Raw genomic sequence first — 21,272 nt, forward strand, 5'->3', positions numbered from 1 at the left:
TAATGATAGACTGATGAAATCGAAGGTGAAAGCATTGAAACACATATTAGGAAGCGGTTGGCAGGTGAAGCCTGCAGGTGGTGCAACCGGTGAAGCCTACATCGCACAATATGGGGAAGAGAAGATCTTCTTAAAACGCAATTCGTCCCCGTTCCTTGCTGTTTTATCGGCAGAGGGAATCGTCCCAAAGCTTTTATGGACGAAACGTTTGGAAAACGGAGACGTTATAACAGCTCAGCACTGGTTGAACGGCAGGGAATTGAAAGCTGCTGAAATGAACCAACAACCCGTTGCCCAATTGCTTTCGAAAATCCATCGTTCTCAGGAATTGCTTTCGATGTTACGCAGGATTGGCATTCAGCCGTTAACACCTGATGCAGTTTTGGATGAACTGAAAAACCGAACGTATAAAAATATAAAATTCCAAGCCGAAATCCAGCCTTATTTAGACTATTTGTCTTCCCATATTGAAGATATGCGCACAGACCAATTCGTCGTATGTCATGGGGACGTGAATCACAACAACTGGCTGATTACGGAAGATGAAAAACTTTACCTGATTGATTGGGATGGTGCAGTCATTGCCGATCCTGCCCTCGATCTTGCCATGCTGTTGTACTGGTATGTGCCAGACGAAGAATGGGACAAGTGGCTTCGTTCTTATGGAGTACCAATGACAACCGCTTTAAAAACTCGCATGCATTGGTATATCGTTGCCCAAACCATCGAGTCGATTTACTGGCATTGTGAACGAAACCAGGAACAGCAAGCGAACTACTGGATGAATTACCTCGTCCAGCTGAACAAGCAAATATTGCATTGAATATATATGGGTGAAACCTGATGTCAGGTTTCATCTTTTTTATTGGTAGAGGAACACTTACGCACCCCGAAACGGCTGAAATGAGAAGTTCGCACCCCGCAAGTTGCTCATAAGAACCTCAGCCCTACATAAAAAAACTCCAGCGCACATACACGCTGAAGCTCTCTCAACTCACTTTATTGCTATTGCGGGTCCAATACGCTCATCCACTGTGTGAGTTCATTATGATAGCCGACTACATGTTGATCTACCGAAGGGGAGGTGCTGCCTGTTCTGCTGTATGCTTGTATCGATGTTAATGTCTCCCTCAATTCCAGCGGGGTTTGAGGATTTTGAAGCAACGAGTTGGTCAGGCGTTCGATCTGTTGACACTCTGAAGAAGAACCGCATTGATCGAGCTGGTGGCTTCTTAGTATATCCATCAACAATGACAGCTGGTCAGTAACTTGCAATGGCATGAATGACGCATCCTTTCAAGTCCGTTTGAGTTTAGGATGTGCCAGTGCCTGAATATTCATCCGTTTATTTTTTAGCACCCCAAACGAACAAGCCGATGATGGCAATCAACAGGACAAGTGGTGGCGCCCAAAATATGAAGAATTGATCCATGTAAACCTCACCTTTTTTATACAATTGTACCCGTATTTACAGTGTTTATCACATAATTGGATCACTAAAATTCATCCAAAACAAAAGGTTCCTGATTCCGTTTTTAAAAAACGGGAATACAGGAACCATCGTTCTTACAAATTAATATTGAGAAGCGTATTTGATTTTCATCTCTTTTGCGCGTGTCGATTGTTTGTGAACAAGGCGTTCTAATGGATATATCGCTAAAGCATAACCTGCAAATAGTCCACTGAATACAGTTAGAACTGAGATTTCTGCTGTTTTCGTCATCACATTTTTCATCATAAGTTTGTTTAATTCACTCCTAAAGTGTTTTTGTCAAACAACACTTAATAGCATATATGTGTAAGCGTTTTCTTTCCTAATCACGTTAATCATGGTTATCCATGATATACCAGTCTGTCATAAGCCTCATTCGGTTCAGGTCTCATATATAAAAAATTGCGCCTATATGCGCTGGTATGCTCCCATATTCAAGAATCGAACCAGATAAATTCGATAGAAGTTCATTTTTTGGAACGTTTCATGGTAAAATATCCGAGGATATCGTAAATAAAGGAGTTTGAATGAATGCGTCTTAGAAACAAGCCTTGGGCACAAGATATGATAGATGATCACCCTGGAATCGTCGTACCCGACCCGGAAAACTGGAAAGGGAAGTGGAAAGAACTTTTCGGGAATGAAAACCCGATCCATATTGAAGTGGGAACAGGTAAAGGGCAGTTCATCACAGAAATGTCCAAGCTTCACCCGGATATCAATTTTATCGGAATTGAACGACAAAAGAGTATCGTCGTTAGTTCCATTGATAAAATCAAAGAGTCTGGACAGGAAAATGTCCGCATGATGAACGTCAATGCGATGGAATTGAATCAGTTTTTTGCAGAAAACGAAGTGCATCGTGTGTATTTGAACTTTTCCGATCCATGGCCGAAAGCAAGACATGAGAAGCGACGTCTGACGTACGAAACGTTTTTACAATCGTATGAAGCAGTTCTGATTCCAAACGGAGAAGTCCATTTGAAAACGGACAATCAGGGACTGTTCGAGTATTCTCTGCATAGCTTTTCAAAGTACGGGATGATCTTGAACAATGTCAGCTTAGATCTCCATAACAGTGATATCGAGGGCAATGTCATGACAGAGTACGAAGAGAAGTTCTCTGCGAAAGGGAACCGAATTTATCGATGTGAAGCGGTATATCGAAGCAAGTGAATCCGATAGAGCGTTTTCAATATGGTACAATAAACTCTAGATTAGCTAAATAAGGAGTGAAAGGTCATGGAAACGCTTCAATTCGGTGAAATCAAACTGCACTGGCTCAATGGGGGAGTCACACATATGGATGGAGGAGCGATGTTTGGTGTCGTACCGAAGCCATTGTGGAGCAAGAAATACCCGGTCAATGAAAACAATCAAATCGAACTTCGCACGGATCCGATCTTCTTTCAATATGAAGGGAAAAACATTCTGATTGAATCCGGAATGGGGAACGATAAATTAACCGATAAACAAAAAAGGAACTATGGCGTAAACGAAGAGTCCCACATTGATGATGAGTTGGCGAAATTCAACCTGACAACGGATGATATCGACTTTGTTCTAATGACACATCTTCATTTCGATCACGCTTGCGGCTTGACGAAACCAAATGCCGACGGATATGAATCCACTTTCAAAAATGCGACGATTTACACGTCTGCAACTGAGTGGAACGAAATGCGCAATCCGAATATCCGATCCAAAAATACATATTGGGAAATGAACTGGAAGGGCATCGAGGCTCAAGTTCAAACGTACGAGGATCGAGTAGAAGTGTTGCCTGGTCTTTTCATGATTCATACAGGCGGTCACAGTGATGGGCATTCGATTCTCATGTTCGAACAAGGAGAGGACAAGCTCATCCATATGGCGGATTTGATGCCGACCCATGCACATAAAAATCCTTTATGGGTGCTCGCGTACGACGATTATCCGATGACTTCAATCGGACAAAAGCAAGAATGGTTACCAAAGGGTATGACAGAGAATGCTTGGTTCACGTTTTACCATGATGCGATTTATCGTGCTGTTAAATTCAATGATCAAGGTGAAATCATAGATTCGGTCAAACGTGACAAATGATCAAGAATTTGTCACATTTACACCTTTTGTAAGAAAATGGATGGTAAAAACCGTCACATTTTTTGTAGAAACCTGTTACAATTATCATAGATTTTAATTGCAATAATAGTGTAATATATTACTTGGCTTATATTGTTAGGAGGGAATTGCGAAATGTTGAAACGAGTAACTGCAGCTATGATGGCTTTCGCATTGATGCTGACTGGTGGAGCTGGTGTACTTGCTGCAACAGAAAAACCAGAAGGCATGGATAAAGCGATCGAAAAGCATTTGGAAGAGGAATACTACGATTATAATAAAAAATATGAACCTAAATATTCTGAAACGATCAAGGTAGAAGCAACTCCTCAAGCAGAAGAAGGAGAAGAGGCTGAAGCTTCTGGTCCGATTACAGTTTATGCTTCTCTTGTAGAATTCCAAACAGTGCGTGATAACATCTTTACGTTTGCACACCGTGAAGTCGTATACTACGATGCGACAAACGAGAAGGTTCTTACTGGAACTGAAGTCGGAAAACTACAAAACGAAGAATTGACTCAGTTCAAAGAGCAATTTGCTCATCTTGGTAAGAAGATGAACATTGGTTGGATCATGTTCTTGCATGCATTGATTTTGATTGTTCCTGCCTATCTTATGTTCGTCTGGAGCAACCAAGTTTATTCTTCTACAAGTTTCCAAATTCGAAACAACCTTTACAACCAAAAGCACACATTCAACTAATAGAACGTACGCCTTAATAAAAAAGGGGCTGACTCTTGATGAGTCCGGCCCCTTTTACATGTGTTTAGAGAAGATAGGTATGTTCAATCGGTATCGGCTATATATTTGTACTTGAGACTTCCAAAACAGATCCTGTATCAGCATCAACTGTGAAGAGGAAATGTTCTTCACCGGATGGAGTTTCACGGGTGAACCCACCCTTGTAGACGTTGTAAGCCAATCCATGGAGATCCAGCGTCTCCTTGTTGGTGTAGATCCAAGAACCGCTGACTTTGGATGACACTCTCTTTTTGATCGTATTCAGTGCTGCTTCAGGCGTGACTGGTCTGGACTTCATCTGATTGGTTACGAGTGCACCAACGAGAAAGCCTATGCCGGCACCGACGAGGGTAGATGTTTTCAAAATGGCATGCCCCTTTCCAACATTATTGATATCCTTTATTGTATAGTATAACAGAATGGGTTTTGTCTTTAACATAACCAACCACTGAGGGTTCGTAATTCCCACCCCTCATTAAACAAAACTAGGGAGCGTGAACATTTATTTTTTGTGATTTCACACTCCACTTGTTTTCAGGTGGAGTTTTTCATTTTAAAAGAGAATGGTATTAAATGAATACACCTTGCAAAATCTTCAATGCTCCCCTTAAAAAGACTTTTGCGAGGATAGCGAGCAAGATCTTGATGAGAAAATGTCAATCGTCAAGCTTGCTTGTAAGATTTTATTTCTCATCAAGATCAAGGGGGAGCATTTGTTATGAACCTAAAAATTAAAGGAGGGCACGTATGATGGACTTTCAAATACCGAAGAAGGTCGAACGGATCGACGAAGACATCCAAAGACACGAGTTGAAATATCACCACAAGCGCGTTGCCGTGACGAAAGAATTCACTTTCGATGCTGCCCATCATCTCCATTGTTATGAAGGAAAATGCAAAAGCCTACATGGGCACACGTATAAATTGATCATTACCATCAGCGGTTACGTCAATGACATCGGCATTACCGTCGATTTCGGCGACATCAAAACCATGTTCAAGGAGGAGATCGATTCCAAACTCGATCATCGTTATTTGAACGAAGTTTTACCGAATATGAATACGACGGCTGAAAATATGATCGTTTGGATTTGGGAACAGCTCGACCGACGCCTCCAAGCGGATGAATACAAAAAGCTCGGGACCCGAATTGAAGAGTTGAAATTGTATGAAACGCCGACCAGTTATGCAACCTTGAAACGAGAGTGGATGGAAAATGAATAAACAAATGATTTTACCGGATAAAAAAGAATACATGCAATGGGAGCTTCCGATGGTAGAAATCTTCGAAACGGTTGAAGGAGAAGGTGGCATGGCAGGCTTTCCGACCGTCTTCGTTCGTGTCTTCCACTGCAACTTGAGATGTACATGGTGCGATACGGACTACAGTTATGCACCAGCGAAGGAAGAGTTCAAAGCGACGATTCAGGAAATCATCGAGAAAATCGATTCTTTCTCCAGTCACCGCATCTGTTTTACAGGTGGAGAACCGCTCATCCATGGGAAAAAATCTGCAGCTCTCTTAGCAGCGATGTGCGAGCTCGACCATATTTCAGACGTCCATATCGAAACGAACGGTGCGATTGATCTCGTTCCATTTGAAGAACTCCGGAACGAACATGAACAAATCAGAGAGAAAGCACGGTTCATCATGGATTTCAAACTGCCGGACTCTGGAGAAATGGACCGGATGATTTACTCGAATTTCAACATTCTGAAACCTCAGGATGAAATCAAGTTCGTCATCGGCGACGACGAAGATTTCGACGTCGCGACGTCCGTCGTCAAGGAGCATCACAAGCTCGGGCAAGTTTTATACAGTCCCGTTTGGGAAACGATGCCTCCGAAAAAATTGGTGTCTAAAATTTTGGCAGAACCATTACCAGAAGTGAAGTTGAGTCTGCAGATGCATAAAGTCATCTGGGACCCGAATCAGAGGGGAGTTTAGACTAAAATGAAAAAAGCAGTTGTCGTTTTAAGCGGTGGTCTGGATAGTACAACTTGCATGGGAATGGCTAAAGAACAAGGCTATTCTCTCTATCCGATCACTTTCCATTACGGACAAAGACATAACCGTGAAGTAGAGCAAGCAGAAAAAGTTGCAAAGCATTTTGACGCTCCAGAACACCGGATCGTTGACGTCAGCTTCCTTCAACAAATCGGTGGCAGTGCCTTGACAGATGAATCGATCGAGGTCCGCCAGGGCGGAGTGGATGAAGAAATCCCTGCAACTTACGTACCTGCTCGAAACATGATTTTTCTTTCTCTAGCGAGTGCTTATGCGGAGGTCATCGGTGCAGAAGCGATTTTCATCGGGGTATCTGCAGTCGATTTCAGCGGTTATCCGGATTGCAGACCGGAGTTCATTGAAAGCATGAATCAAACAGTGAACCTTGCGACGAAAGCAGGGGCTACTGGTGGACATTTGAATATTGAAGCACCACTCATCCATATGACGAAGAAAGAAACGATTGAAGAAGGACTCCGACTTGATGTACCGTATGAGCTTACAACTTCTTGTTACCTTGGAGAAGAAGTCGCTTGCGGTGAATGTGATAGCTGTCTTCTTCGCTTGAAAGGTTTTGAAGAGGCTGGAGCGAAAGACCCGATCCCTTATGCAAAAAGACGCTGATTCTAGCGACTCTCCTGAAGTTACGTTACAATAGTTGTGGAGAATAAACTATTGTAATGAGAAGGGTGAAATGATGAACGAAGAAACGATGCAGCTTTTTAAAACGCTGACAGAATTGCAAGGGGCACCTGGATTCGAGCATGACGTTCGTAAGTTTATGCGCAGTGAGCTCGAGCCAGTGTCAGATGAAATCATACAGGACAAGCTCGGCAGTATTTTCGGCGTGAAAAAAGGAAAAGAGAACGATCCGAAAATCATGGTAGCCGGGCACATGGACGAAGTCGGTTTCATGGTCTCCCAAATCACACGTAACGGAATGCTGAAGTTTGAAACGTTAGGTGGATGGTGGAGTCAGGTATTGCTTGCGCAACGTGTGCAGGTCATGACAGATAACGGACCTGTCATCGGTGTCATCGGTTCTACACCGCCTCACTTGTTGGAAGAATCTCAACGCTCTAAACCAATGCCTATGAAGCACATGTACATCGATATCGGTGCGGATGATCGTGAAGATGCAAAAGCAATCGGAATCCGACCAGGTCAGCCGATTGTACCAATCTGTCCTTTCACACCAATGGCAAACAGCAAGAAAATCCTTGCAAAGGCTTGGGATAACCGATACGGCGTCGGACTTGCCATTGAGCTGATGAAGGAACTCCAAGGTACAGAGCTTCCGAACACATTGTTCTCAGGTGCGACGGTCCAAGAAGAAGCAGGCTTAAGGGGAGCTAAAACGGCTGCGAACATGATTCAGCCTGACTTGTTCTTCGCATTGGATGCAAGTCCTGCCAATGATTCGAACGGAGATAAAGATGCATTCGGTCAACTAGGAAAAGGGGCATTGCTTCGAATCCTCGACCGCACGATGATTACGCATAAAGGAATACGGGACTATATCCTGGACACTGCTGAATCCAACGATATTCCTTACCAATATTTCATTTCCAAAGGTGGAACGGATGCAGGAAGCGTCCACGTGGCGAATGAAGGCGTTCCTTCCGCAGTGGTCGGGATCTGCTCCCGTTACATCCACACATCTGCATCCATGATTCACATCGATGATTATGCAGCAGCGAAAGAATTACTGATTAAGCTTGTCAAACAGGCTGACCGATCCACAGTGGATCAAATCATCTACGATTGATGGACAGAGGTGTCAGGCACTTAGTTGCCTGGCACTTTTTACATACGAGGGAGTGTTGAGAATGAAGATAGCAGTCGGATCCAAAAATCCAGCAAAGGTCAATGCAGTCTGTGAAGTTGTCCAGTCTCTCGGATGGGAAGTCGAAGGGGTGGATGTACCTTCTGACGTTTCGGCCCAACCATTCACGGATTCCGAGACGAGGAAAGGAGCATTCAACCGTGCGAAAGCTTGTTTGGCACTTGGTTATGACCTCGGAATTGGGCTAGAAGGTGGCGTAGAGGATACGGAAGAAGGTCTATTCTTATGTAACTGGGGAGCGCTCGTGACTAAAGAGGAAAAGACCTATTTTGCAAGTGGTGCCAAGATCGTGTTACCAGAAGAAATCAGTTCGCAAGTCCGTGCCGGTTCTGAACTGGGAGACGTGATGGCTACTTACACCGATCAAAAGGATGTCCGTAAGAAAGAGGGAGCGGTAGGTATTTTCACGACTGGACGAATTACACGTAGCGATATGTTCGCACACATCGTTAATCTCTTAATCGGACAGTATGAATTTAATCGACAATAATGGAAAAGAGTCATCCTCGATCCTATGAGTAGGATTGGAGATTGACTCTTTTTCTTACTTACGTCCTAATAAGCCACCAATGATTCCACCGTCTCCAGATCCTGAACCTGAACCGTTGTTATCGTTTGAACCTGAGTCACCGTTGTCCCCAGCTCCTGATTCAGATCCACCAGTGGAACCGCCGGAACCTTCTTCAGTGCCACCAGTTGTGTCACCTTCACCAGTTTCACCGTTTGTAGTTCCACCGTTTCCAGATTCTGAAGATCCATCTCCAGTCGTATCTCCGCCACTGCCACTCTCACCACCAGATGTTCCACCAGTAGAGGTTTGATCTTCTGTCGTTGTATCACCTGCTGAAGATTCATCAGTTTGATCTCCACCATTAGTACTAGTATCTTCCGTTGTGTTCGAAGAGGCTGTGTCCTGTTCCTCAGTTGTTGAAGATGTTGAATCGGATGATCCCACTGAAAGATCAGTTGGAACCGCTTGAACAGCAGTTTCACCCGCATGTGCGGCATTGAATCGATCATAAGCCTCTTTACTGATATCCATACGGAAAGCATGTAGCTTCGACTCCCAGGACTGTTGGAACTTGTCTACACGATAGCTGACCAACTTACTCGCCAGGTTTTGAAGATTGGTTTTCAAGTCCTCGAAATTGGCATTGCCACCGTTCCTGTAGGAATAATAAGCGTTCAACACATTTTTCATATCCGTGAACGATTGCTTCGACACCTTCTGGTCATCCGATTCATAACGACCCTTCAGGTGATCGTCATTCCTGGATTCATATCCATTCGTCTGTTTCGATTCATTTTTCGTGTAATCATTGCTGTAGTTATACGTGTTGTTATTGGATTGATAGTACGTATTAGATGAATGATTCACTTGCATCGTCAATCGTCACCCCCTTTCGTCACTTTATATATCGGCAAAGAAGGGTGACTATTTGACTATTAACAATCGACAAAATAAAACAAAAGTCCCGATATAGGAATAAAAAAACCAGTCTGATTAGGATTCAGACTGGTAGTTTCTAAAGTACTTATTCCGTTTCAAAAACGTAGGAGAGTGCTTTCAATGCTTGATCGAAATTTTCCACAGTTGCAGTCGCTTTATTGGAGAGTTCTTTCAAAGCATGATGAAGCGATTCATCTCTCACTAGAATGAGTGGCTTGTTATGGGCAAGCGCCGTCGACGCATCCATCGCTGTGTTCCATTGTTTATAACTGTCACCGAAAAAGGCGAGCACGACATCCGATTTTGCCATTAGGATCTCCGTCCGTAAATTATTGAAATCGGATGCTTTGTCATCTTTTACGATTTTCGTCGGTTGCTCACCAAGGATCTCTTCACCAATCGCATCTGAACGGCTATGATTGGTCATCGGACTGACGAACTGCAAAGGGAGATTCATCTGTTCTGCTTTCTGGATCAACTCATTCCGCCAATCGTCATGGATCTGCCCTGCTAGATAAACTGTTAATTGCATGGTCTCACTCCTTATTCATAATCTCACTCTATCGTAACATGAAATTTCTGAAAACTTGCCAGATTATGCTTGAATGATAGTCAGTAGAAAAGGGCATCCTGATGGCTGAGAATAGAAAGACAGGTGAGGTCACATGAATAAAAGAATCATTTTACAGATATCATTATTGATTGTATTGGTCATTTCGGTATGGGTCGTATATGAATCCATGCCTTATTTTGATGATACAGAAGAGAGTATCACTGTAAGAGCTGGCCAATCACTTGATGAAGTGGCAGACAACCTTCATAAAGAGAAACTCATAAAAAACAAGATGTTCTTCGTCCTGTACGGTAAAGTTCAAGGGCTGGACGGCCAGGTGAAAAAAGGGACGCATAACATATCCAGTTCTCAGTCGATTGCCTCCATATACAAGGAGCTGATCACTTCGCCTTTAGAGGAGGGGATTACTGTCACCATTCCAGAAGGATTCTCTGTAGAACAGATTGCGTCACGCCTAGAGAAGGTGGGGCTCATCGATCGGAAAGCTTTTCTGGACATTGCTAAAACGGGGAAAGGGGTTCAGCATCCTCTCCTGAAGGAAATCAAAGCAAAAAAAGGTGTTACTTACCGTCTGGAAGGCTACTTGTTCCCAGATACATACTCATTCCAGAAACAAACATCATCAGAAGCTATCATCGAACGGATGATTTCGAGATTTGACGAGGTCCAAAAGGAAATCGGTACCCGGAAAGACTTCTCCTTGCATGAATGGGTCACGCTCGCATCTATCGTTGAAAAAGAAGCAGTCGTCGACAAAGAAAGAGAGTTGATCGCAGGGGTCTTCCACAATCGGATGGAAGACGATTGGCGCTTGCAGTCCTGTGCCACAGTACAATATGTGTTGGATAAACCGAAAGAGCGCCTGCTGTATAAGGATTTGGAAGTGGAAAGTCCTTATAACACTTATGTGAATGAAGGATTGCCACCAGGACCAATCAGTAACCCTGGAAAACAATCGCTGATAGCGAGTAAAAATGCGGACAACCATGATTATTACTTTTTCGTTGTAAAAGGAGATGGCTCGGGTGAGCATCATTTCTCTAAAACATTCAAGGAACATCAGAAACATACGGATCATAAAGGGAATTGGTAACATGCACACGAAAAAGGACGCCCGCAATGGGCGTCCTTCTCATTTATTTTTGTTCGTCTTCTTCGATAGTCACAGCCGCTTCATCCTTGTACCCAGGTTGAATCCCTTCTGGGGGATGCTCTTTTTTCTCGCCGTCGTTATGAAGCTCTTCTTCCACATAACTGCTTACAAGGTTGAATTGACCGACTTCTTCTTGTAGCAACATCGCGATGTGCTGTAATTCGTTCGCTGCGTTATTCACTTCATTGATCGCTTCTTTCTGGTGGATGCTAGAAGCGCTCACTTGCTCAGATGTTGCAACAGATTCCTGAGAAATTGCGCTTACTTCTTGCAGCTTCTCAGATAGTGCGGTATTCGAGGTTTGAACATCATTAATCGCATCACGTACTTGTTGGATACGTCCGTTGATTCCTGTCACATTATCCACGATTTTCGTAAAGGCTTGCTTCGTACGTTCTACAGAAGATTGTTGTTCTGTACGATAATGGTCAAACTGTTCCGCTTCACTGGACAGTTGTTCCATCTGTTCAGACATGATCGCAATCAGCTTGTAAATGTTTTGGGCCTCAGACTTGGATCGTTCTGCCAATTTACGGACTTCCTGCGCGACAACCGCAAATCCTCGACCAGCGTCACCCGCACGAGCCGATTCAATCGCTGCATTAAGGGCAAGAAGATCTGTGCTGCTTGCGATGTCTTTGATCGTATCGACGATGGATCCGATCTGTTGGGAGTTCTGATTCGCTTCCTGAACCTGTTGGATCAGGTGGTTTGCTAAGGATAAGAATTCATTTGAGCTCTTGTCCAAGTTGTGTACGATTTGGAGACCTTCTTTTCCTTCTTGTTCGGTCGCTTGAGAGTCTTCACTGATCAGGAAACTCAGCTCAGCGGATTCGTTGACGGAAGTTGTTACCCGTTCAATCAGCTCTGTACTTTCCACAAGATGATCAGCTTGAGATTGAGCACCTTCAGAAACCTGTTGGATCGCTTCGTTCACTTCTTCAGCCTGCGCTGTCGTTTCTTCTGAAATGGCGGCCAGGTTCTGTGAGGAAGAAGTCAATTTTTCAGATGCTTGATTGACTTCGTTCATCGCTTTTTGCATCTTTTCTGCCATCATATTGAACGTTGTCGCAAGTTCGCCCATCTCATCATCTTGTTCCACCTCGACACGGTGTCCGAGATGACCTTCTCCAATGATGGTCGCACCTTCTTTCAAGGTCATGATGGACGATGTGATTGTCCGTGTCAGCCATAATCCTAGAGCAACCATTGCTCCGAGAATGATCAGACTAAGGATGATCAGTGTCCATAGGAGGATGGTAGAAAGAGAATCTTGATTCTTAGAAATTGCAGCAGCTTCTTTCGTTACGCTCTCTTCCACATCTTGAATCGTCATTTCAAGGTTCATGCCGATTTCTTCAAATTCTACGACCGTGTTGTTGATCTGATCACGGTAGGACTGAATGGTATCCACAGCACTCGTGTATGCGAGGAATGCCGAGTTGAAAGCGGATTTGCTTTCAGAAGGGATCTCTGAAGATTTTACCGCTTCTTTCAACTTATCCTTCTGATCGTTGTATCGGTTCAGATCCGTTGTGGTGGATACTAAGAAATATTGTTTTTCCAGTACGCGGAGCTTATAAAATTCGTTTAAAAGTCCTTGGTCTGCAGAAGATAAAACATTGACCATCGCGCCTGATTTTTCATCCAGGATTCCGAGCATACTGTTGATGTCACCCGTCAAAGTGGCTGTACTGGTGAATGCGTCTTGATAGGTCGTCACTTGATCAGAGATTTCTGTATACGACTTTTTAAAGTCATTGTTGACGCCTTGTAGCTTTGTAATATGACCCTGTAGGTCGCTCAGCTCATTTGTGATTTCAGTAGTAATAGCCTCCCGGCTTGTACGCAAATACTCCTGTTCAAGCTTTCGGATATGTGAGAACTCACTGTTAAGAGCTGTCGTCTCCGCTGATAGTTCCTGTAGATTTGTTTTCTTCTTATCCATGTTTTGTGTCATGAACACATAGAACATCGTAAACGCAAATAAGACGACGACTCCGACGATCGCCATGATCATCATCAATCGTACTTTGTTCTTGATCGTCATCTGCGGCATGTTCGGCATCTTTGGTACTTTAGGCATTTTCGACAATTTCGGTATTTTTGGCATCTGAACCATTGTTTCTCCCCCTTGAATTCCCTTCCAGTTGCTATCTCTACTTCTACCTTTATATCTCATTAGGACACGTTTATAATAAAGACCGTGATGGTTATGTATAGATTGGGGTAGTTTAGAAATAGTCTATTTTCCTTACTTTTAATATCGTAGTTTGACAGAAAATTTTAATACTTTTCCAACAGATATTTTAAGGATTCATAAATTTGATCAACGTGGTAAAAAAATCTACTAAAGAACGGAGGAAAAGAATTGAAATCATTTTTAGCGAAAAAAGGCGTCACGCTATCATTACATACATATTTTGTTACAGCCCTAAGCTATATGGCACTTGGTCTTTTTTCATCCCTCATTGTCGGTCTGATTTTGAAGACAATCGGTGAACAAGTGCCAGCTCTTCCGATTTTTACAGAGATCGGTACGCTAGCGATGAGTTTGATGGGAGCGGCAATCGGTGTCGCGATCGCCTACGGATTGAATGCACCACCTCTTGTATTGTTCTCTGCTGTAATAGCCGGAGCTGCAGGTAGTGCGCTTGGTGGGGGACCTGCTGGAAGCTTCGTCGCTTCCGTCATTGCCGTTGAGATTGGAAAAATCGTCTCCAAAGAAACGAAGGTCGACATCATCGTCACACCGATCGTCACTGTGACTGCCGGATACCTGGTAGCTAAATTCATCGGTCCGAAAATCTCTGATGTGATGGTGAACTTTGGCGAGTTGATCATGTGGGCGACTGAACAGCGTCCTTTCGTCATGGGGATTCTTGTGGCAGCTTTAATGGGGCTTGCACTTACTGCACCGATCTCCAGTGCGGCCATTGCCATCATGCTCGGTCTGGATGGGCTTGCGGCAGGAGCTGCAACAATCGGTTGCGCCGCTCAGATGATCGGTTTTGCGACCGCGAGCTTCCGGGACAATGGATGGGGCGGTTGGCTTGCTCAAGGTCTTGGGACATCGATGTTACAAGTCGCCAACATTGTCAAAAAACCCGTCATCCTCTTACCACCGACTTTGGCGGGTATGTTGCTTGCACCTTTTGGAACGGTCGTGTGGGTCACGTCGAACATACCTGCAGGAGCCGGAATGGGGACGAGCGGATTTGTCGGTCAGATCATGACGTTTAGAGCGATGGGCTTCAATATGGAAACGTTCATGATTGTTGCCCTGTTGCACTTCATTGGACCTGCTATCCTCTCTCTTGTAATATCAGAATATATGAGGAAAAAGGGACTCATCCAACCAGGTGACATGAAAATTGATTATTAAACAGGAGGAAAAGATAAAATGAAAACGATCAACTCAGTAGAAGAGTGGAAGGAAGCCATTCAATCGGACAACGCAATCATTATGTTTTCAGCAGATTGGTGTCCGGATTGTGTATTCGTAAAACCAATCATGGAAGAAATTGAACAAGAACAGGGTGCGTTCGAGTACTATTATGTGAATCGTGATCAACACATCGAATTGGCTCAAGAGAACGATATTTTCGGTATTCCGAGCTTCCTTGCGTTCCGGAACGGAGAAGAAGTCGGAAGGTACGTGGACAAAGAACGGAAGACGAAAGAGCAAATCGAGAAGTTCCTTCAATCAGTAAGGTAAAACAGTGACTTTTTCCCTTTCAGGTGTTACAATTTAGCATTAGAGATATGTTCTCTATCGTTTTCAGAAAGGGTGAAAAAAGTGGCAAAAGTTGATGTTGACCACAGTAAATACGCTGGTATTCGATTTGATATAGAAAATGAGGATGTTATCCTTGTCGATATTCTTGAAACAATTCCATACGAGTATGCAGGGAAAAATACACTCGTAACGATTCCGACGACAGAATTCACTTCTGTTTGTCCTTGGTCAGGCCTACCTGATTTCGCAGAATTCCACATCAGTTACATTCCGAATGAAAAATTGGTGGAAATGAAATCGTTGAAGTATTACCTGACTTCTTACCGTAATGTAGGGATCTATCAAGAGCATGCAACAAACCGCATCCTTGACGATCTCGTTCAACTCCTTGATCCGAAAGAGATGCAGATCACAGCAATCTGGAACGCTCGTGGCGGACTAGGAACAGAAGTTGTCGCTGAATACAAAAAAGGCGAATAATAAAAAACTAACTCTCTAGGGGTCTCGCCCTATCGGTAGCATGACCCTGGGGCTGGCTCATCTCTTATGTGTGATGGAGTCAGCCTTTCTTTGTATAGGAACATCGTCAGTTGAAGGAGGATTTGAAAATGGAGCCTATCGAACTGAAACGTATTTTAGAGAAAAAGTTGAAAGCGGAAGACCGTTCATTCAACTATGATCATAAGGAAAAGACATTAAGAATTGAACATACAGGTAGCGGGAAAGGCATCACCTTGTCCTTACCTGGATTGACTGCAAAATATGAAGAGCGGAAAGATGCTGCCATTGATGAAGTGGTGCATCACGTCAACGAAGTGTTCTCTGTCATGCAGAAGGAACAATCGCTAGATGGGAATCAAAAAGGCATTTTCCCAGTCATCCGTTCAACGTCATTCCCTACAGAAAACAATGGTGAGGAATTGGTTTTTGAAGAGCACACTGCTGAAACGCGTATATTTTACGCACAGGATCTCGGCAACTCTTACCGCCTGTTGACGAAGAAGTTGCTAGAAAAAGAAGGTTGGGATATGAAGCAGTTGAAAGAAATCGGCCGCTTCAACCTGCGATCATTGGACACTTCTATGAAAGAAGATCAGGTAGCAGGCAATCGCTTCTTTTTCCTCAACAGCAATGACGGCTATGACGCGAGCCGCATTCTGAACCAACAGCTTTTAGAAGAAATGAACGAGAAAGTCGAAGGGACGATGGCAATCGCAGTTCCCCATCAAGATGTTTTGATTATTGCCGATATACGAAATGATCAAGGCTATGATATTCTCGGACAGATGTCGATGCATTTTTTCTCAAACGGAAGAGTACCGGTAACCGCATTGCCTTTCTTATATGATGAAGGCGAACTGGAACCGATCTTCATCTTAGCAAAAAACAAACCAACTGAAGCAGAATAATTGAGTACGAGGAAGGGGTAAGACCTTATGGTGAACGTTCATTACAATGAAAAAGGAATTGGAGATGTTCTGTTAGTCACACTTGATGCAGGAGAAGTGACTGAACGTAACTACGAAAAGAGCGGAGATGTCGTGAAGCTGGTCGATCAAAAGGACGGTCGTACACTGGGTTTCAACATCTTCAATGCTTCTCAAAACTTTAATTTTTCGGGTCATGGAAAAATTGATGTGACCGATGAACTCGTAGATGAACTGAACACATTCTTGAAGAAAAACAATGTGGATGATCAAATCGAATTCGATTCCCGTCCTGACTTCATCGTAGGGTATGTGGAATCCAAAGAAAAGCACCCTGATGCGGACAAGCTAAGTGTCTGCCAAGTGAATATCAGCGATGAAACACTTCAGATCGTTTGCGGTGCTCCGAACATCGATCAAGGACAAAAGGTCGTCGTATCACGCGTTGGCGCTGTCATGCCAAGCGGTATGTTGATTAAAGAAGCAGAACTTCGCGGTGTGAAATCGTCTGGAATGATCTGCTCCGCTAAAGAGCTTGATTTACCAGATGCGCCTCAGGAAAAGGGAATACTTGTCCTGGAAGATTCCTACGAGGTCGGAACAGACTTCTTCGCTGGAAAATAAGTAGATACAGAAGAAAACAACCAGGGCTGACTCTGGTTGTTTTCTACTACGTATTTACCTTTTCATAGGAAAAACTGTGAGAATTACGATTGTTTCTTTTCTTTAGCCCCTTATAAAAAGAAGGTAATTCCGATATTCTTAAAGTACCTTTGAAATTAGCTTTTTCCGCAAAAAGCTAAAGAAATAAGGATCAGAGAGAGAAAATTCAATTAAAAAAGGTGAATGCATACATGTCAAATTGGTTCAAAAAAATGATGGATCTCATCTTAGATGATGAGGGTGAAAATAAAGAGAGTGGTCGTTCATCTGAACGGAAAAGTACTAAACCAAGCAGGTCACAGGGGAAAGCGGTCGGTCGTTTAGAAGACAGCAATCGTTCTATCGAGCCCAAAATGGTACACCAGTACCCGCAAGAAGGGAACTTCCGCTTCCCGGTAATTCCTGATGAGGAGAAGAACAGACCTCAGTTTAATCGAAAGCGAAGCCAAAACCGTCCTGTACACGATGATTCAGAGCGAAACCATTCTGTGCATCAGTCACAACGTACAGAAAAGACAACCGAAAGAAAAAGAGCGGACCGTCCAAAACCAAACGTACAAGATCAATCAGATAGACCAAAATTCACTGGCGTCAACTTTACGGCTTCGGACATACCGTCTCCTATTTATGGCTTCAGGGAGAGACCATCTGTCTTCCCACCTCAGCAACAAGAGCAGAAAAACGAAGCAGAAGAAAAATACACAACGTATGAACCTGGCTATGAAACGTTGAAGGCCATTCATGAAGAGTACGAAGATCATCATGAAGTCACCGAAACTCTACAAGAAGATGCTCAAGATTTTCAAGTAGAGTCAGATAGCTTGATTGAAGATATTGAAATGGAGTACCCACCTCAAACGACCGAGGAAGAATCCGATGAAGATGAACATGTAGAGGATCTCGGACTCCAAACCATTTTTGAATTAGAAAAAGAAGAAAACATGGACTCCTACACAGATACATATGAAGAACTAGATGAAGAATTCAGTGAAGAAATAGAAGAAGAAACATATGAAGATGAACTAGATGATGCAGCTTGTGATGATGAGCTTCCATCAGTCAACGATGCAGAAGAATTAGAAGAAACGAATGTTGCTGAAAAGCAAGAGGACCAACCAACTGAAGCTCTCCAACAGTCTTCTGAAAAACAAGAGCAAGATACACACGAAAATCCGGAAACAAGAAAAGAAAAACGGAATCCGATTGCTTCAGACCAGAAAAAAGGCATGATTCCTTTCAATGTCATGATGCTGCAACGTGATCGGAAACCTAAACAACAGGAAGATAGACAACAGAAAGAGCATCCACAGGAAAGAAAACAGACTCAAATGGTAGAACGAAATTATCGGTTCCCTTCTGAGCAATTATTGGATGAAGAATTGATTGAAACGAACGAGGACGACTCCTGGCTACAAGATCAAATCGACTTGCTCCAGTCGACACTCGATAATTTCAACGTTAAAGCGAAAGTGATTGGAGCTACGAAAGGACCTTCTGTCACTCGAATAGAAGTTCAACCAGCTCCTGGAGTCAAAGTCAACAAAATCACGAACCTGTCAGATGATATCAAGCTCAGCCTAGCGGCAAAAGATATCCGGATGGAGGCACCGATTCCAGGTAAGAATGCAATCGGAATCGAAGTACCGAACAAAGTGAGTCAAGCGGTCACATTACGCGAAATCATCACCCATCCCGCTTTCCATGAGAGCAAATCACCACTATCGGTCGCGCTCGGATTGGACATTTCCGGTCAGCCTGTCATTACAGACCTGCAGAAAATGCCGCACGGTCTGATTGCAGGTGCGACAGGCTCTGGTAAAAGTGTCTGCATCAACTCCTTGTTGATCAGCATTTTGTATAAATCACATCCAGATGATGTCCGTTTATTACTCATTGATCCGAAGATGGTCGAGCTTGCGCCGTATAATAAACTTCCTCATCTCGTAACGCCAGTCATCACGGATGCGAAGGAAGCGACACAAGGCTTGAAGTGGGCTGTGGATGAAATGGAACGCCGTTATGAATTGTTTGCGAAGTCCGGCGTGAGAGATATGGAACGGTTCAACAAGCTCGTCAAAGAAAAAGGTGAACCTGATCAGAAGCTTCCATACATCGTAGTTGTCATCGATGAGCTCGCCGACTTGATGATGGTCTCTCCACAAGAGGTCGAGGATTCAATCTGCCGTATCGCTCAAAAAGCGCGTGCGTGTGGTATCCACCTCTTGTTGGCTACACAACGTCCATCGGTCGACGTCATCACAGGACTCATCAAAGCGAACATCCCGACACGAGTCGCTTTCGCCGTTTCTTCCTCTGTCGATTCACGAACGATCATCGACACGAACGGCGCTGATAAACTCCTCGGAAAAGGTGATATGTTGTTCTTAGGCAATGGCGTCTCCAAACCTGTACGAATCCAAGGGAACTTCGTATCGGATGATGAAATCGAACGAATTACCGACCATGTGAAAAAACAAAAGGAACCGGAATATTTCTTTGAAAAGGAAGAACTGATCCAATCCACACTTGAATTCGATCAGAGTGATGAATTGTTTGATGAAGCGTGTGAGTTTGTTCTGGATCAAGGGGCTGCTTCATCATCCTCCCTTCAACGGAGATTCCGGATCGGTTACAATCGTGCAGCTCGACTCATCGACATGATGGAAGCGAAAGGTTTCGTTTCTGAAGCAATGGGTAGTAAACCAAGGAACGTACTCATAACGAAACAAGAGTACTATGAGCAATCTGGTGAAGAAATGAGACAATCGTAGAAACCCTTGTCATATCTTTAGTCGTTTTATATGATAAAGGAATGGTTATGTTATAGGTAATAGCTAGCCTACCTGTACGAATTATTCTTACATGAAGGAAATAGGTGCATGTTATGGACATGAAAGAAATCGAACTCAAAATGCAAGGAAAAATAAACCGGCTCACGAACCATACGTTCAAGTTCGACGAGCGTGTGGGCGAAGGTTGGTTCTCGGCGGTTTACTTCTTGAAAACTTGTAAAATCGCTGAAAATCATAAACCGGATAATATCGTCAAAATGCAATTTTTCCAGAAGAAGCACGCGGTCTTGTGTGGAACGGATGAAGCGATTGCTTTGATCAAAACGTTCGCCAAGGACCCAGAAGATCTGGTGATCTACTCCTTGAAGGACGGCGATAAGGTTGAGCCATATGAGACGGTTCTGACCATAGAAGGTCCTTATCAGAATTTCGGATTTCTAGAAGGCATTATCGACGGAATTCTGGGCAGAAGAACGTCTGTTGCTACGAATGTATATGAGGTTGTAAAAGCTGCAAGCACTTCTGGCGTGCAGAAACCGGTCATCTTCATGGGAGACCGTGATGATCATTTTACACAGCAATCAGGAGATGGCTATTCAGCTTATATTGGTGGCTCAACAGCCCAAGCGACCCACGCAATGAACGAATGGTGGGGAAAACGCGGTATGGGTACGATGCCACATGCACTCATCCAACTCTTTGAAGGGGATGTCGTCGCAGCTTCAAAAGCCTATCACGAGCAATTCCCGGAAGACGATTTGATTGCTCTTGTCGATTACAACAATGATGTAGTGACCGACTCGTTGAAGGTTGCAAGAGAATTCGGGGACTTGTTGAAAGGTGTCCGAGTCGATACATCTAGAACTATGGTCGACCAATATTTCTGGCGAAACCAGGATGTCCTAGGGAAGTTCGACCCTCGTGGTGTGAACCAGGAACTCATTTTCGCTTTGCGCCAAGCTCTTGATCAGGAAGGATTCGACCATGTGAAAATCGTCGTCAGTGGTGGTTTCACAGAGGATCGCATCCGTAACTTCGAAGAGCATCAAGTGCCGGTCGACATATACGGAGTCGGAAGCTCATTATTGAAGATCAACATCGGCTTCACTGGAGATAACGTCATTCTAAATGGAAAAGAAGAAGCGAAGAAAGGACGTAAGTATCGTCCGAACGAAAGACTGGAGAAAGTGGACTGGTAAGAAGACGGAATGGTTTCCACTTTACCTTTCTGCTATAATGGGAAAATGGGTTGAAAGCCCACAAGGGGAACTAGCCCCATTTAAG

At 43.7% G+C, this 21,272-nt stretch carries 24 protein-coding genes; 17 read left to right on the plus strand and 7 right to left on the minus strand.

Annotation, left to right across the window (positions count from 1 at the left end; translation table 11 throughout):
• Positions 1–34 precede the first annotated feature (34 nt).
• Positions 35–823, plus strand: a complete 789-nt coding sequence (locus ACXQIQ_RS17455; protein WP_439301112.1) for a phosphotransferase family protein — start codon at positions 35–37, stop codon at positions 821–823.
• 182 nt (positions 824–1,005) lie between these two features.
• Here the strand turns inward: ACXQIQ_RS17455 and ACXQIQ_RS17460 are convergent, their stop codons facing one another.
• The 3 genes from ACXQIQ_RS17460 to ACXQIQ_RS17470 form a co-directional block, all read right to left on the minus strand.
• Positions 1,006–1,281 (minus strand): YtzH-like family protein, encoded by a 276-nt coding sequence (locus tag ACXQIQ_RS17460; RefSeq protein WP_439301111.1) that lies wholly within the window; start codon positions 1,279–1,281, stop codon positions 1,006–1,008.
• 64 nt (positions 1,282–1,345) lie between these two features.
• Positions 1,346–1,432 carry a cytochrome bd oxidase small subunit CydS gene (cydS, locus tag ACXQIQ_RS17465; RefSeq protein WP_439301986.1) on the minus strand — a complete coding sequence of 29 codons (87 nt, stop codon included), beginning with the start codon at positions 1,430–1,432 and terminating at the stop codon, positions 1,346–1,348.
• 141 nt (positions 1,433–1,573) lie between these two features.
• Positions 1,574–1,723: a hypothetical protein gene (locus tag ACXQIQ_RS17470; protein ID WP_439301110.1), complete on the minus strand. Its 150-nt coding sequence runs from the start codon at positions 1,721–1,723 to the stop codon at positions 1,574–1,576.
• 300 nt (positions 1,724–2,023) lie between these two features.
• Between ACXQIQ_RS17470 and trmB the strand changes: the two genes are divergently transcribed.
• The 3 genes from trmB (at position 2,024) to ACXQIQ_RS17485 (ending at position 4,297) form a co-directional block, all read left to right on the plus strand.
• The gene (trmB, locus tag ACXQIQ_RS17475; protein ID WP_439301109.1) at positions 2,024–2,668 is read left to right on the plus strand and encodes a tRNA (guanosine(46)-N7)-methyltransferase TrmB; all 645 of its coding nucleotides are present in this window, start codon (positions 2,024–2,026) and stop codon (positions 2,666–2,668) included.
• Between the two features lie 66 nt (positions 2,669–2,734).
• Positions 2,735–3,577, plus strand: a complete 843-nt coding sequence (locus ACXQIQ_RS17480; protein ID WP_439301108.1) for a YtnP family quorum-quenching lactonase — start codon at positions 2,735–2,737, stop codon at positions 3,575–3,577.
• A 153-nt stretch (positions 3,578–3,730) separates the two neighbouring features.
• Positions 3,731–4,297 carry a hypothetical protein gene (locus ACXQIQ_RS17485; RefSeq protein ID WP_439301107.1) on the plus strand — a complete coding sequence of 189 codons (567 nt, stop codon included), beginning with the start codon at positions 3,731–3,733 and terminating at the stop codon, positions 4,295–4,297.
• A 97-nt stretch (positions 4,298–4,394) separates the two neighbouring features.
• On the opposite strand, the gene ACXQIQ_RS17490 is transcribed toward ACXQIQ_RS17485, so the two are convergent.
• Positions 4,395–4,700, minus strand: a complete 306-nt coding sequence (locus ACXQIQ_RS17490) for a PepSY domain-containing protein (protein ID WP_439301106.1) — start codon at positions 4,698–4,700, stop codon at positions 4,395–4,397.
• A gap of 383 nt (positions 4,701–5,083) precedes the next feature.
• Between ACXQIQ_RS17490 and queD the strand changes: the two genes are divergently transcribed.
• The 5 genes from queD to ACXQIQ_RS17515 all read left to right on the plus strand — a co-directional run bounded on the left by queD (position 5,084) and on the right by ACXQIQ_RS17515 (position 8,680).
• Positions 5,084–5,560 carry a 6-carboxytetrahydropterin synthase QueD gene (gene queD / locus ACXQIQ_RS17495; RefSeq protein WP_439301105.1) on the plus strand — a complete coding sequence of 159 codons (477 nt, stop codon included), beginning with the start codon at positions 5,084–5,086 and terminating at the stop codon, positions 5,558–5,560.
• Positions 5,553–6,284, plus strand: coding sequence for a 7-carboxy-7-deazaguanine synthase QueE (locus ACXQIQ_RS17500; RefSeq protein ID WP_439301104.1), 732 nt, complete (start codon positions 5,553–5,555; stop codon positions 6,282–6,284). Before queD ends, ACXQIQ_RS17500 begins: the two co-directional genes overlap by 8 nt.
• Positions 6,285–6,290: 6 nt before the next feature.
• Positions 6,291–6,968: a 7-cyano-7-deazaguanine synthase QueC gene (gene queC, locus ACXQIQ_RS17505; protein WP_439301103.1), complete on the plus strand. Its 678-nt coding sequence runs from the start codon at positions 6,291–6,293 to the stop codon at positions 6,966–6,968.
• Between the two features lie 73 nt (positions 6,969–7,041).
• Positions 7,042–8,112: a M42 family metallopeptidase gene (locus ACXQIQ_RS17510; protein ID WP_439301985.1), complete on the plus strand. Its 1,071-nt coding sequence runs from the start codon at positions 7,042–7,044 to the stop codon at positions 8,110–8,112.
• Between the two features lie 61 nt (positions 8,113–8,173).
• Positions 8,174–8,680 (plus strand): DUF84 family protein, encoded by a 507-nt coding sequence (locus ACXQIQ_RS17515; RefSeq protein ID WP_439301102.1) that lies wholly within the window; start codon positions 8,174–8,176, stop codon positions 8,678–8,680.
• Positions 8,681–8,734: 54 nt separating this feature from the next.
• On the opposite strand, the gene ACXQIQ_RS17520 is transcribed toward ACXQIQ_RS17515, so the two are convergent.
• Complete coding sequence (locus tag ACXQIQ_RS17520) at positions 8,735–9,580, minus strand: hypothetical protein (RefSeq protein WP_439301101.1); 846 nt, start codon at positions 9,578–9,580, stop codon at positions 8,735–8,737.
• Positions 9,581–9,725: 145 nt separating this feature from the next.
• Positions 9,726–10,172: a YtoQ family protein gene (locus tag ACXQIQ_RS17525; protein WP_439301100.1), complete on the minus strand. Its 447-nt coding sequence runs from the start codon at positions 10,170–10,172 to the stop codon at positions 9,726–9,728.
• A 133-nt stretch (positions 10,173–10,305) separates the two neighbouring features.
• On the opposite strand from ACXQIQ_RS17525, the gene mltG reads away from it, so the two are divergent.
• Positions 10,306–11,307, plus strand: a complete 1,002-nt coding sequence (mltG, locus tag ACXQIQ_RS17530) for an endolytic transglycosylase MltG (RefSeq protein ID WP_439301099.1) — start codon at positions 10,306–10,308, stop codon at positions 11,305–11,307.
• A 43-nt stretch (positions 11,308–11,350) separates the two neighbouring features.
• On the opposite strand, the gene ACXQIQ_RS17535 is transcribed toward mltG, so the two are convergent.
• Positions 11,351–13,489, minus strand: coding sequence for a methyl-accepting chemotaxis protein (locus ACXQIQ_RS17535; protein WP_439301098.1), 2,139 nt, complete (start codon positions 13,487–13,489; stop codon positions 11,351–11,353).
• Between the two features lie 249 nt (positions 13,490–13,738).
• Here ACXQIQ_RS17535 and ACXQIQ_RS17540 point away from each other — a divergent pair, with 249 nt between their 5' ends.
• The 7 genes from ACXQIQ_RS17540 to ACXQIQ_RS17570 all read left to right on the plus strand — a co-directional run bounded on the left by ACXQIQ_RS17540 (position 13,739) and on the right by ACXQIQ_RS17570 (position 21,187).
• Positions 13,739–14,752, plus strand: coding sequence for a PTS transporter subunit IIC (locus tag ACXQIQ_RS17540; protein ID WP_439301097.1), 1,014 nt, complete (start codon positions 13,739–13,741; stop codon positions 14,750–14,752).
• An 18-nt stretch (positions 14,753–14,770) separates the two neighbouring features.
• Complete coding sequence (locus ACXQIQ_RS17545) at positions 14,771–15,085, plus strand: thioredoxin family protein (protein ID WP_439301096.1); 315 nt, start codon at positions 14,771–14,773, stop codon at positions 15,083–15,085.
• A gap of 81 nt (positions 15,086–15,166) precedes the next feature.
• Positions 15,167–15,586: a preQ(1) synthase gene (queF, locus tag ACXQIQ_RS17550; RefSeq protein WP_439301095.1), complete on the plus strand. Its 420-nt coding sequence runs from the start codon at positions 15,167–15,169 to the stop codon at positions 15,584–15,586.
• Positions 15,587–15,708: 122 nt separating this feature from the next.
• Positions 15,709–16,515, plus strand: coding sequence for a DUF1444 domain-containing protein (locus ACXQIQ_RS17555; protein WP_439301094.1), 807 nt, complete (start codon positions 15,709–15,711; stop codon positions 16,513–16,515).
• A gap of 30 nt (positions 16,516–16,545) precedes the next feature.
• Complete coding sequence (gene ytpR / locus ACXQIQ_RS17560; RefSeq protein WP_439301984.1) at positions 16,546–17,157, plus strand: YtpR family tRNA-binding protein; 612 nt, start codon at positions 16,546–16,548, stop codon at positions 17,155–17,157.
• Between the two features lie 230 nt (positions 17,158–17,387).
• Positions 17,388–19,967 carry a DNA translocase FtsK gene (locus ACXQIQ_RS17565; protein ID WP_439301093.1) on the plus strand — a complete coding sequence of 860 codons (2,580 nt, stop codon included), beginning with the start codon at positions 17,388–17,390 and terminating at the stop codon, positions 19,965–19,967.
• Between the two features lie 119 nt (positions 19,968–20,086).
• Complete coding sequence (locus ACXQIQ_RS17570; RefSeq protein ID WP_439301983.1) at positions 20,087–21,187, plus strand: nicotinate phosphoribosyltransferase; 1,101 nt, start codon at positions 20,087–20,089, stop codon at positions 21,185–21,187.
• Positions 21,188–21,272: the final 85 nt, after the last annotated feature.

It is taken from the genome of Pseudalkalibacillus sp. Hm43, assembly GCF_054170705.1.